At 63.4% G+C, this 12,141-nt stretch carries 10 protein-coding genes; 5 read left to right on the top strand and 5 right to left on the bottom strand.

The window, feature by feature from the left end:
- Positions 1-3 precede the first annotated feature (3 nt).
- From ACFMBG_RS15435 to ACFMBG_RS15445, 3 genes are read right to left on the bottom strand one after another with little or no spacing between them, the layout of a single operon-like run.
- Entirely contained in the window at positions 4-798 is a 795-nt protein-coding gene (locus ACFMBG_RS15435) for a CbbQ/NirQ/NorQ/GpvN family protein (protein WP_421055590.1), read from the bottom strand.
- A 3-nt stretch (positions 799-801) separates the two neighbouring features.
- Positions 802-2,145, bottom strand: a complete 1,344-nt coding sequence (locus tag ACFMBG_RS15440; protein ID WP_421055591.1) for a cbb3-type cytochrome c oxidase subunit I — start codon at positions 2,143-2,145, stop codon at positions 802-804.
- A 12-nt stretch (positions 2,146-2,157) separates the two neighbouring features.
- Positions 2,158-2,610 carry a c-type cytochrome gene (locus ACFMBG_RS15445; protein WP_019298190.1) on the bottom strand — a complete coding sequence of 151 codons (453 nt, stop codon included), beginning with the start codon at positions 2,608-2,610 and terminating at the stop codon, positions 2,158-2,160.
- Positions 2,611-2,734: 124 nt separating this feature from the next.
- On the opposite strand from ACFMBG_RS15445, the gene ACFMBG_RS15450 reads away from it, so the two are divergent.
- Positions 2,735-2,944, top strand: a complete 210-nt coding sequence (locus tag ACFMBG_RS15450; RefSeq protein WP_421055592.1) for a hypothetical protein — start codon at positions 2,735-2,737, stop codon at positions 2,942-2,944.
- A gap of 21 nt (positions 2,945-2,965) precedes the next feature.
- Here ACFMBG_RS15450 and ACFMBG_RS15455 read toward each other — a convergent pair whose 3' ends face one another.
- A complete protein-coding gene (locus ACFMBG_RS15455) occupies positions 2,966-3,925 on the bottom strand; it encodes a cation efflux transmembrane domain-containing protein (RefSeq protein WP_421055593.1) in 960 nt (319 codons plus the stop codon).
- Positions 3,926-4,026: 101 nt separating this feature from the next.
- Complete coding sequence (locus ACFMBG_RS15460) at positions 4,027-4,722, bottom strand: Crp/Fnr family transcriptional regulator (protein WP_421055594.1); 696 nt, start codon at positions 4,720-4,722, stop codon at positions 4,027-4,029.
- Between the two features lie 243 nt (positions 4,723-4,965).
- On the opposite strand from ACFMBG_RS15460, the gene ACFMBG_RS15465 reads away from it, so the two are divergent.
- The 4 genes from ACFMBG_RS15465 (at position 4,966) to ACFMBG_RS15480 (ending at position 12,038) form a co-directional block, all read left to right on the top strand.
- Entirely contained in the window at positions 4,966-6,204 is a 1,239-nt protein-coding gene (locus ACFMBG_RS15465; protein WP_421055595.1) for an NnrS family protein, read from the top strand.
- Positions 6,205-6,280: 76 nt separating this feature from the next.
- Positions 6,281-7,282 carry a cytochrome-c peroxidase gene (locus tag ACFMBG_RS15470; RefSeq protein WP_421055596.1) on the top strand — a complete coding sequence of 334 codons (1,002 nt, stop codon included), beginning with the start codon at positions 6,281-6,283 and terminating at the stop codon, positions 7,280-7,282.
- Positions 7,283-7,307: 25 nt separating this feature from the next.
- Complete coding sequence (locus ACFMBG_RS15475) at positions 7,308-9,689, top strand: hybrid sensor histidine kinase/response regulator (protein WP_421055597.1); 2,382 nt, start codon at positions 7,308-7,310, stop codon at positions 9,687-9,689.
- 234 nt (positions 9,690-9,923) lie between these two features.
- Positions 9,924-12,038: a peroxidase family protein gene (locus ACFMBG_RS15480; RefSeq protein ID WP_421055598.1), complete on the top strand. Its 2,115-nt coding sequence runs from the start codon at positions 9,924-9,926 to the stop codon at positions 12,036-12,038.
- Positions 12,039-12,141 lie beyond the last annotated feature (103 nt).

The raw sequence follows: 12,141 nt of genomic DNA on the forward strand, positions 1-12,141 counted from the left end.
GCATCACCCGTAAACGCTGGCGGCAAGGTCGCGCAGCGCCTGCTGCACGTCAGCCTCGTCGCTAAGGGGTTCGATGATGGCGGCCTCCACCGCGCGCTCCACACCCATGCCTTTGGCAATCAGCGTGGCTGCGTAGATCAGCAGACGGGTAGAAACCCCTTCCTCCAAGTCCATGCCCGAAAGCTTGCGGATATGGCCCGCCAGCCGCACCAGCGCGGCGGAGCGGTCCTCATCCAGCCCGCTCTCAGAGGCAACCACCGCGGTTTCGGCGGAGGCTTCCGGGAAGTCGAAACCGATCGACAGAAAGCGCTGCCGGGTCGAGGGCTTCAGCTTTTTCAGGATGTTCTGGTAGCCGGGATTGTAGCTGGCGACCAGCATGAAGGGCTTGGGCGCGGCCAGCTCCTCGCCGGTGCGGTCAATGACCAGGCGGCGGCGGTCGTCGGTCAGCGGGTGCAGCACCACCGCCACGTCCTTGCGGGCCTCGACCACTTCATCCAGGTAGCAGATGCCGCCTTCGCGCACTGCGCGGGTCAGCGGGCCGTCGACCCAGACGGTTTCTCCGCCTTTCAGCAGATAGCGCCCGATCAGGTCGGCGGCCGACAGGTCGTCATGGCAGGCAACGGTGTGGAGGGGCAGCCCGAGCCGGGCAGCCATATGTTCCACGAACCGCGTCTTGCCGCAGCCGGTGGGCCCCTTCAGAAGAAGGGGCAGACCGTTGGCTTGGGCCATCTCGAAGACGGTGCATTCATCGCCTGCGGGACGGTAGAAGGGCACGGAAGGCGTGTTCATCGCGTTCATGGCTTACTCTCCCGGTACGGCCGCGGGGCCGGGTTTGATGATTTCGCGGCGGACCACGACGGTTGCATAGATGAACAGCAGCGCGCCCAGGACCACTGCCACGCCGGAGCCGAGACGCATCAGGTAGAAGATGCCAAGCTGGTCCTGCACATCCATGTAGTAGTCGCCGATGATGCGCTGCATATGGGTCTGGATGGTGCCGGCAAAGGTCAGCACGAAGGTCATGAAGGCCATGCCGCCGGTCATCAGCCAGAAGGACGCCATGTTCAGCACCTGGTTATAGGGGTCGCGGTTGCGAAGCTGCGGCATCGCATAGGTGAACATCGCCAGGTTCATCGCCACATAGGCGCCGTAGAAGGCCAGGTGCCCGTGGGCGGCGGTGATCTGGGTGCCGTGGGTATAGTAGTTCACCCCGTGCAGCGTGTGCAGGAAGCCCCAGACGCCGGCGCCGAAGAAGGCCACAGTGGAGGCGCCCAGCGACCACAGCAGCGCGGCCTTGTTCGGGTGGTTCTTGCGGCCCTTCCAGACCATGATGAAGGCAAAGCTCATCATTGCGAAGAACGGGATCACTTCCAGGGTCGAGAAGATCGATCCGATCCACTGCCAGTAGCCCGGGGTGCCGATCCAGAAGAAGTGGTGCCCAGTGCCGAGGATGCCGGAGAACAGCGCCAGCGCCACGATGACATAGAGCCATTTCTCCACCACCTCGCGGTCAACGCCGGTCAGCTTCAGCATCAGGTAGCCAAGGATCGCGGCCATCACCAGTTCCCAGGTGGCTTCCACCCACAGGTGGACAACGAACCACCAGTACATCTTGTCGAGGGACAGGTTGTCCGGGTTGATGAAGGCAAAGATCCACAAGAGCGACAGCAGCCACAGGCCCATCAGCAGGATGTTGGTGATCGCGGTCTTGCGGCCCGCCAGCACGGTCAGCGAGATGTTCACGAGGAAGATCACCGCCGCGACCAGGATGCCGAACTTGACCCACAGGGGCTGTTCCAGGAACTCCCGCCCGCCGTGGATGCCGGCCAGGTAGGAGACCACGGCGCCCAGGGTGCCGACGACCAGAATGGCCAGCTGGATATAGGCGAGCTTGACCGAGAAGATTTCCCGCTCGGATTCCTCGGGGATCAGGTAATAGGCGGCGCCGAAGAAGCCCAGCAGCAGCCAGACCACCAGCGCGTTGGTGTGCAGCATCCGCACGATGTTGAACGGCAGCAGCTCGCTCAGCGTGTTGGGCCAGACATAGATCCAGCCGGCCAGCAGCCCGCCGAGGACCTGAATGGCAAACAGGGCCATCGCCACCATGAAATAGGCATAGGCCACTTTTTGAGATTGATATTTCATTGTTTCTCTCCCTCAGCCTGCGTCGTTCGGCGGCCAGTTCTGGGTATCGGTCTGATCCGCCCAGCGCAGGAATTCGGACAAGGCCTTGGTCTCTTCTTCCGTCAGGTCGAAGAACGGCATCTGGCGGCGGCCCTCGACGCCGGAGGGCTGCGATTTCATCCAGCCGTCGAGCATCTCATAGGCGCCTTCCGGGTCGTCCAGCACGCCCCAGCGGGTCATGACGTTGCCCACTTCGGGGGCGAAATAGGCACCCTCGCCGTGCAGCGTGTGGCAGTTGATGCAGGAGTGGCGCTCCCACACATGCTTGCCCTGGCGCACCTCGTCGGTCAGCTCCATGCCAGCGGTGGATGTTTGGGTGATATAGCGGTGGCTGTGCGCGGTCATGGCCACGAACACGACGACGAAGAACAAGGAGCCCCCGTAGAACACGTTCCTGGCCCGCGACTTGGTAAGTATCTCTGACATATCGCGGTCCTGAGTACAGTTGCGGATAGGACCTGCCTAAACCCGCGCACCGCCGCATATGTTGTTGAAGCGCAAAGACCGGGCGCATTGCTGCACGCAAGATGCAGGAAAAGGAGGATGCCCCATGCGCCGCCCCGATTTCGACGACCCCGACCTGCCGCTCTCCGAGCTGTTCCACCACTGGCCCGCCTGCGCGGGCGAGTTCATGAACCGCCAGATGCTCTGCCCCGGCTGCCCGATCGCACCGTTCCACACGCTGATCGACGCCTGCGAGGAATACGGGCTGGAGGAGATGGCGTTTAGGGAGAACTTAAGGGATGCTGCGATGGCCTGACCTGCATTGGCCGGGTTCTTTTCAGAAGGGGTTCAGGGCCTCCGGCCAGCGCCGTGGATGTTCGGTGATGATCAAGAGCACATCGGCACCATTCAGCGCTGACCGCGCGTCCCGGATCATGCGCAGGTTCAGGCTGTCTGCCTCCGCCGCGGTCACGCTGCGTCCGGGATCGTAGTAGACGGTCACCAGAAGCGTGCGGCCCAGCTTGGTGACGGACATGTCCTGCAAAGTCCCGCCGTCGTCTGCAATAGCGTCTCGCAAAGCCCGCCGTGCGGTGGCGAGATGCCCGGGGCTGGCACTTACGCCGGCAAGCTCTTTCAGCCCGCCACGGAATTCGCGGACATAGGATCCGATGGCCATCAGGCACAGCAGCAAGACGATGGCGGAATCGCCGACAGGTGCAACCGGTGCCAGCGGGCCATCCTGGAAGAGGTAAATCGCCCCCAGACCAACGCCGGCGGCAGCTGTGATCAGCCCGTCGAACAGCGCTGCTTTCGCCTCCAGCCGCAGGATTGCGCTGGTCTTGCCCGTGCGGCGCCAGGTGAAGTGATGAAACGCCCACAGGATTGTGCAAGTCAGCCCGATCACCGCGAAGTAGATGATCATCGGTGCGAAATTCAGCGGCTCGGGCACCAAGCCGTTGAGATAATTGTAGATGCTCTTGAGCGCATTGGTGATGGCAAACAGCACCAGCCCAAGAAGCGACAGCGACCGGAAGGTGGAAAAGATCGCCTCGTCCGCGGCGTATCCGAACGGCCGCGTCTTGTCGGGGCCCGCATCGACCCGCAGGCTGATGCGCCGCCCAAGCAGCGCCGAGCCGAACCCGATCAGGGAGAACAAGCCGTCCATCATGATAGCGTTGGAGTTCGACAGAACGCCGGCGGCCAGACCCGCCGCTGCCATGAAAAGGTTGCCCCACATGGCCACTGCAAGCGACCGGCTTTCCAGGAGTTTCTTGCTGCCGGGTTCGGGAGATGACATGCCGCGCAATCCTGATCTGACAAAATCAGACCCACAGATAGTCTTGCGCCAGGGCAACGCCAACTCCCGCGCTGCACAAAGTCTCGTCTAACGGTGGTAAGCTACCCCTGAGCCCCGCTCAGAACCACCAGCCGGTGCGGATCAGTCACCACGATGTGCTTGCGGGTGGAGTGCACGATGCCGTCCTTCTCCCAGGCCGACAGCAGGCGGCTGACGGTGTGCAGCGTGGTGCCGGTCATCTCGGAGATATTGCGGCGGGTCACCGGGAAGGCGATCTCGATCCCCTCCTCCACCTTGCGGCCCGATTGTGTCACCATCCGCAGGAGCGCTGCCGCCACACGCTGCTCCACCGCTTGGGTGGCCAGTTCGGTGATCCGGGTCTGCATCTCCCCCAGCCGCTGGCCCAGGGTGTTGTAGCTCTCGGTGGCGAAGCCCTGGTACTTAGCTGTGAACTCCCCCCACAGCCGCACCGGCCAGGACAGTGCCAGCGATTCCGAGGCCGCGATGGCGGTGGCCGGATAGGTGTCGCGGTTCAGCGCCGGCGCGATGCCGAACAGCTGGCCCGGCGAAATATGCAGCGCGATGATCTGCTCGCCGCCCTCGGTGGTCTTCACCACCCGGATGTAACCGTCCAGCAGCAGGTGGAAGCGCTCGGCGTCGTGGCCTTCGTGGAAGATCTCCGCCCCCTCGTCATAGCGCTTCGGTGATGCCTGATCGAGGATTTCGCGGATCTGGCTGCGCTCCAAGAGGCTGAAGGGCGGCAGCCCGGTCAGGAGGCTTTCGTCGAGCTTAGACAAGAATGCACCGCAAGTTTGCTGAAGGACAAAGAGATGACCCCGCCGTTATCGCATAGTGGCGGCAGAGGAAACAACCGTGCGGGAAAAAACGGGAATCCGGAATTTGGGGGAGCCTCCCTCCTCCCTGCCCGCCGGCGCTGATCCACGGGGTCCGGCAAAAGATTGCGTCCCTTGCGCCGGACCGGCGGGCGGCACCTGACCAGTGCCGCCCGTCTTTCTTTGACCGGGCGCAAGGAGGCCGTGATGGCTGCGCGAACCGACTACACTGGACCTGTTCTGTTTTCCTTCGGCTTCAGGCCGTTCTTCCTGGGCGCCAGTCTGTTTGCCTTGCTGGCCATCCCCGCCTGGCTGCTGATATGGCGCGGCGATCTGGAGTACAGCGGGCCGTTCCTGGCTACGGACTGGCACATTCACGAGATGATCTTTGGCTATGGCGCGGCGGTGGTGGCAGGCTTCCTGTTCACCGCGGTGCCGAACTGGACCGGGCGGATGCCTGCCCGCGGCTGGCCGCTGGCGCTGCTGTCGGGCCTGTGGCTTCTGGGGCGGCTGGCGGCGGCGGGCTGGCTGGGGCTGCCCGCGCTGGGGGTGATGGCGGTAGACTGCGGCTTTCTGGCCGCCGTCATTGCCATGATCGCACGTGAGATCATCGCGGGCGAGAACTGGCGCAACCTCAAGGTGCTGGTGCCGGTCACCCTGCTGGGTATTGCCAATGCCTGCTATCACATCGAGGCGATGACCGGGGGCGCAGCGGATGTATCGCGCCGTCTGGGGATCGCGGTGCTGATCTTCCTGATCATGCTGATCGGCGGGCGGATCATCCCCAGCTTTACCCGCAATTGGCTGGCCAAACAGGGCGCTGAAAAAATGCCGGCACCCTTCGGCAAGTTTGACGCGGTGACGCTGGTCTTTGGCGCCGCGGCGCTGCTGGCCTGGACCGCGGCGCCCTGGGCATTTGTCAGCGGTGCGCTGCTGCTGACAGCCGGGCTTCTGCACGCGGTGCGGCTGGCGCGCTGGCGCGGCCTTGCGACCCTGCCGGAGCCGCTGCTGCTCATGCTGCACCTGGCTTATGCGCTGGTGCCCGCGGGGCTAATCGCGGCAGGCGGCGTGCCCTTTGGCCTGCTGGATCCGGCGGCCGCCGCGCACATCCTGGGCATCGGCGCCATCGGCGGCATGACACTGGCGGTGATGATGCGCGCCACCATGGGCCACAGCGGCCGCCCGCTGGTAGCAGGCCCCGCCCTGACCGCCGCTTTCATGCTGCTGCTGGGCGCCGCTGCCCTGCGCCTTGCGGGCGTTGCAGAACTCGCGGCCGGCTGGGACGGGATCACCGCCTCTGCGGTGCTTTGGACCGCAGCGTTTGCGCTGATGCTCTTTAAAACCGGCCCCTGGCTGGTCACACCGCGCATCGGCCCCAAGAAAGTCTCTGGAAAGCAGCAAGCCGGGCGGGAGCGGACCTCCCCTGACGCAACAAAACATGCATAGGAAATGTGCAATTAACAGCCTTCTCAGGGGCTGCTATTCCGGGTAGGTAGATTGGGATTGCAAGAGGAGGTCCTGAATGCAGTGGAAAGCTGCTGCCGCCGCTGTGGTGCCACTGCTTTTTTGGGCCGTCCAGAGCCTGGCGCAACCCGCCGGGCTCGATGCGTTCCGGCGCCCCGATACCGTGCCGTTCCCGGAAAACGCGCCGTATGACCGCGGGATCGCCACCCTAGGCAAGATGCTGTTTTTCGACCCGCGCCTATCCGGCGCACAGAACATCAGCTGCTCCAGCTGCCACAACCCCTCTTTCGGATGGGAGACCCCGGTGCCCAAGGCAATCGGTGCCGCTGACAAACCCGTGCACCGCCACGCGCCGACGATCCTGAATGTGGCCTGGATCACGCCGCTGTTCTGGGACGGCCGCGCGGCCAGCCTGGAGGAGCAGGCAGTCGGGCCAATCACCGCACCGGATGAAATGAACGCGAGTTTTGAGGACATTATCATCCGCCTGACAGCGGTGACTGAGTACAAGGCCTGGTTTGAACGGCTGTTTCCCGGCCAGGGCATCCGCAAGGAGACCATCCTCGCCGCGCTGGCCACCTATCAGCGAACCATAGTCAGCGGGGTTGCCGGATTTGACCGCTGGGTCGGCGGCGATGCAAATGCGGTGCCGGAGGCCGCCAAGCGCGGCTTTGCACTGTTCACCGGGCGGGCAAATTGCGCGTCCTGCCATTCCGGCTGGATGTTCACCGACAATAATATGCATGATATCGGACTGCACACCACCGACCTGGGCAGCGGCGGTCTGGCACCGCAGGACACGGCGCGGTACTTCCGCTTCAAGACACCGGGGCTGCGCAACATCGCCCTGCGGGCGCCCTACATGCACGACGGCTCGCTGCCGTCCCTGCCTGAGGTCATCCGCCATTATGCCAATGGCGGGGCATCCGGCGTCACGCGTCAAATTGACATAGAGGGTTTTGCGGCCAGCGAAGGCGATATTGCAGACCTCATCGCCTTTCTCGAGACTCTGACGGACAATGAAACCAATGTGCCAACCCCGATCCTGCCGGCCAATTGATGCGCGCGGCTGAAGGCATTCTTTCATGATCATCAAGCGATCCATTGTCCTGCCGGTTCTCGTCATCACGGTGGCCGCGCTGTTTGCGGTGCTGCTGATCGGTGGCATGGCGGTCTATGCCTCCAGCCGTAAGGACGCCGTGATGGAGGCCTCGCTGGAAGTCACCCGCCGTTCCAGCAGTGTCAGCACGGGGATCACGGCCGCCCAAACCTATGCCCAGGACGTGCTGGCCATGACCCGGCTGATCCCGCAGGAGGAGGTTGCCCGCAAATTTCAGGGGTATCTTCAGGAGATCAACCGCGATCTCGGCGCCTTGCTGCAGCTGCCCCTGCCGGCGCCGCTCAGGGCCGAGGCCGAAGCGCTGAACCACGCGCTGGCCGAATGGTGCGTGATGGCGGTCGTGCTTCTCAGCATCAAGCCAGCCCAGGAGATCCCCACCCTCAGCGCGCTGATGATGAGCAGCGAGGCCGTCACCCGGCAGGCTGCAATGGTTACAAGCCTTGCGGCAACACATGCGGAGCTGACCGTCGCGGCGGCCAACCAGGCGCTCTCCCGGATCTTTGTGCTTGGGCTCACAGGAACCGCGCTGATCATGGCCGCGGCACTGATCTTTTCGATGCGCAAGGCCCACGCCATCTCAGCAGCGATCCAATCCGCTGCCGCCAAGCTGCAGCGGCTGGCCAGCGGCGAAAAATCCGGTCCGCCGAAAGCCGAAGACGAGATCGGCGCCGTGTTCGCAGCGCTCGACACGCTGGACTCGAGCCTGCAGGAGAAAAAGCGGATTGCCGAGCGCCTACAGCAGGAAAAGGCCCGCGCGGAAGCCGCGACCGAGACCAAATCCCGTTTCCTTGCAACCATGAGCCATGAAATCCGCACCCCGATCAACGGCGTTCTGGGGATGGCGGAAGTGCTGAACGAGACCTCGCTCACCCCGGAACAGAAAAACTGTACCGGCACCATCCTGGCCTCCTCCGAAGCGTTGCTGCGCATCGTCAACGACATTCTCGATTTTTCCAAGCTGGAAGCCGGCAAGGCGCAGATGCTGCAGCAGCCGTTCAACCTGCGCGACGTGATCTATGATGTGGCCACGCTGATGTCGCCCAGCGCCACCGCCAAGGGGGTCGAGATCTGCATCGACATCCCCGAGCACACGCCCGCCGTTTTCACCGGCGACAGCGGCCGGGTGCGGCAGATCCTGATGAACCTGGTGGGCAACGCCGTCAAATTTACCCTCGAAGGCCATATCAGCATCACCCTCAACCACGACCCCGGCCACGCCATTCCGCTGTGCATCGACGTCCGCGACACGGGTGTCGGCATTCCCGAGGACAGCATCGGCCAGATCTTCCACGCCTTCGAACAGGTGGAGAGCACCACTGCCCGGCGGTTTGAGGGAACCGGCCTGGGCCTGGCCATCTCCTCGCGCCTCGCTCAAGCCATGGGCGGGCGCATCGACGTGGTCTCGGAGGCTGGTAAGGGCTCCTGTTTCACGGTCTGCCTGAGCCTGCCGGTTGCTGCACCGGCCCCGGCCCCGGCCAGGCCGCTGGCCGGCAAGCGGGTGGCCGTGGTTGCCGATCTGCCGTTTTCCCGCGATGTGCGGCTGCGCCAGCTGGCGTACTGGGGGGCCGAAACAATGGTCCCGCCCGATCCGGCGGAACTGCTGGAGCAGGTGGAAGCGCTGGCCGCCCGGCAATTGCAGCCGGATCTGGTGCTGGTGGAAAACAGCGTGCCGCTGGAGCAAGCCAGAAACCTGTGCCAGCGGTTGCACAGCCTGCCCGGCTGCCGGGAGCTGCCGGTGGTGTTCTGCGTCGGCAGCCAGCTGATCTCCAGCTACCAGGCGCTCAAGCAGTGCAAGACCTTGCACGTGCTGATGAAACCTGCCCGCAACAGGGTGCTGCTGCAGACCCTGCAGGAGGCGTTGCACCCCGGTGCCGCACCCGTCGTCCCGGCAGCGCGATCTGACGCGGCCGGACAGACAGCCGCCGGGCTCAGCCGTCTGCGGCTGCTGGTGGCGGAGGACAACCGCACCAACCAGCTGGTTTTGCAAAAGATGCTTGGCCCTTCCGGAATCCAGATGACCATTTGCAGCAACGGCCAGGAAGCGGTCGAGACCTTTGCCGCGCAGCCGTTCGACCTGGTGCTTATGGATATGTCAATGCCGGTGATGGACGGGCTCGAAGCAACCCGCCGCCTCAGGGCGTGGGAGAAGGAAAACGGCCGCGCGCCCTGCCCGATTCTGGCACTGACCGCCAATGTGCTGAGCACCGATGAGGCAGCGTGCCGCAGGGCCGGCATGGTGGGGTTTCTGTCGAAGCCCGTTCGTAAGGCACAACTGCTTGATCAGATTGCCAAATGGACGGGAGCTCAGGAACCCGGAAGCGCTTCGCCACAGGCCAGACGAGCCTGAAAAAACACGCCCTCACCGGGCGAATTGCCAGAGCTTGGACAGCCCTGACCCGCCATAAATTTCACGAAAAAACACAATTCGACAAGAAAACGTGATACCATAATAACCTGCCTGAGTCCCGGCGGGGTTGAATTTCCGGGAACCTGCAGGCGTTTGCCGCCGCAACTCGCAAGGGGGCCTGCGAGCCGCGAGCATTGGCATTTTTTTGAAAGTAATGAGTGATTGGGGGATCACATGTCCAATTTACAGATTGGGGCCACTCGGCCCGCTGATGGCACTTCTGCAAATCCAGATCATCCGGATTGGGGCGCAACAAATACAGCGCTGTTGTATATGGCGCCAAGCGGTCTGGGGCCGAACGGCGAGATGGCCGGAGGCGATTGGCCCAACCCGCGAGAGATTTCAAACATCCTGTCGGTTCAGCATGGCACCACACATGCCGCCGGGGACGCGTCTGATTTCCTGTGGATCTGGGGGCAGTTCCTGGATCACGATCTGTCGCTGTCCGGCGCTGAAAGCGAAATCAAGGCAGACATTGAAGTCCCGGCAGGTGATCCGTTTTTCGACCCCTTCGGAGCCGGCCAGGCAGTCATTCCCTTCACCCGGGTGGAACATCACGACGACGGATACCACAACGAGATCACTGCCTATATCGACGCCTCGATGATCTACGGCTCGACTGAGGAGATGGTCGGCGCCATACGCGGCGATGGCGGCAAACTGAAGATGACAGAGGATGATTTCCTGCAACGTGATGGAGACGGTTTCCTGACCGGCGATGTCCGCGCTGCCGAAAACGTCGCTTTGACTTCAATGCACACGCTGTTCACCCGCGAGCATAACCGGCTGGTAGATGAACTGGCAGCCAGGGATCCTGCGCTGACGGATGATCAGCTGTTCGAAGCGGCCCGCGCCCGGGTCGAGGCACTGGTCCAGGCCATCACTTTCAAGGAATTTCTGCCGGTCCTGCTCGGAGACCATGCCTTCAGCAGCTACCAGGGTTATGACCCGGAGGTGAACCCCGGCATTGCGATCGAATTTTCCACGGCGGTCTACCGGCTGGGGCATACGCTGCTGTCGGCCAACCTGGCCCGGGTGAAAGAGAACGGAACTGAGCTGGACCCGCTGGCCCTGCGCGATGCCTTCTTCCAGCCGCACCTTGTCAGCCAGCAGAACATGATCGAGAACGTTCTGCGCGGCGCAGCCACCCAAACCTCAGATGCCATCGACACCAAGGTTGTAGAAGACGTCCGCTCCTTCCTGTTCGGACCGCCAGGCGCCGGCGGGCTTGATCTGGCGGCGCTGAACATCCAGCGCGGCCGCGACATGGGCGTTGCCAGCTACAATGATCTGCGCGAAGCCCTGGGCATGGCACGGGCCGAAAAATTCTCCGATATCACCTCGGACAAGGCGCTGGCGGACAAGCTTAAGGAGGCCTACGGCGATACCGATCTCGTGGATGCCTGGATTGGCGGCCTGGCCGAGGACCCGCATGGCGACGGGATGCTTGGCGAGACCTTCTCGATCGTCATGATCGACCAATTCACCCGCCTGCGCGACGGCGATCCGCTATGGAGCCAGGGCCGTGACGGCATTCCCGCCTGGGAAGTGAAGGACCTGTGGGACACCAAGCTTTCGGACGTCATCGTGCGGAACACCGATATAAAGCTGCTTCAGGACGATGTCTTTGTGGCAATGGACAGGACCATCGGCACCCACGGCGAAGACGCGCTTTTGGGCGGCCACAAGGGGGACTTCATGCATGGCCGCGGCGGAGCGGACTTGCTGGCTGGCCGCGCTGGCGATGACGAGCTGAGAGGCGGACGCGGCGACGACACCCTGAATGGCAACCGGGGCGATGACACCCTGGTCGGCAACCAAGGCGATGACCGTTTGTTCGGCGGCGCCGGGCGTGACTACCTGAATGGCGGGCTGGACGATGACTTCATCTTCGGCGGTTCCCATAAGGACCATCTGACCGGCGGCGGCGGCAACGATGTGCTGGCGGGCGGCCGCGGGTATGACGACCTGCGCGGCGGCAAGGGCAATGACACCCTGAAAGGCGGTGCGCACAAGGATGTGCTGGAGGGCGGTGCGGGCAACGACCTGCTGACCGGAGGCGCGGGCGCAGATACCTTCCTCTTCAAGACGCATCACACCGGGGAGGACACGATCAACGATTTCCAGCTTGGCCTGGACTTGATTGTGGTCTCAGGCCCGTCCCGCTACTCCTTGCGGATCACCGATCTGGGAGACAGCCTGGAAGTTTCGGACGGAGGCAACTGGTCAGTGCTTCTGTCCAATGTCACCTGGGAGGACTTGCAACACTCCGGTGCCAGCCTGTTCTAAGTGTGCAAGCCCCCCGGCTTGACCGTCCGCAGGCAACGCCGGCAGCGTTGCCTGCATCATCGGGAACGGCGGCCGCCAATCGGAAACTTCCGCGATGCCTGCC

Source organism: Leisingera coralii, assembly GCF_049056525.1.
GTDB classification, from domain to species: Bacteria; Pseudomonadota; Alphaproteobacteria; order Rhodobacterales; family Rhodobacteraceae; genus Leisingera; species Leisingera coralii.

Coding starts and splice junctions, on each gene's coding strand:
- ACFMBG_RS15450 (WP_421055592.1), top strand. CDS start 2,735: ATGCGCCGCCCCGATTTCGACGACCCCGACCTGCCGCTCTCCGAGCTG.
- ACFMBG_RS15465 (WP_421055595.1), top strand. CDS start 4,966: ATGGCTGCGCGAACCGACTACACTGGACCTGTTCTGTTTTCCTTCGGC.
- ACFMBG_RS15445 (WP_019298190.1), bottom strand. CDS start 2,610: ATGTCAGAGATACTTACCAAGTCGCGGGCCAGGAACGTGTTCTACGGG.
- ACFMBG_RS15455 (WP_421055593.1), bottom strand. CDS start 3,925: ATGTCATCTCCCGAACCCGGCAGCAAGAAACTCCTGGAAAGCCGGTCG.
- ACFMBG_RS15440 (WP_421055591.1), bottom strand. CDS start 2,145: ATGAAATATCAATCTCAAAAAGTGGCCTATGCCTATTTCATGGTGGCG.
- ACFMBG_RS15435 (WP_421055590.1), bottom strand. CDS start 798: ATGAACGCGATGAACACGCCTTCCGTGCCCTTCTACCGTCCCGCAGGC.
- ACFMBG_RS15480 (WP_421055598.1), top strand. CDS start 9,924: ATGTCCAATTTACAGATTGGGGCCACTCGGCCCGCTGATGGCACTTCT.
- ACFMBG_RS15475 (WP_421055597.1), top strand. CDS start 7,308: ATGATCATCAAGCGATCCATTGTCCTGCCGGTTCTCGTCATCACGGTG.
- ACFMBG_RS15470 (WP_421055596.1), top strand. CDS start 6,281: ATGCAGTGGAAAGCTGCTGCCGCCGCTGTGGTGCCACTGCTTTTTTGG.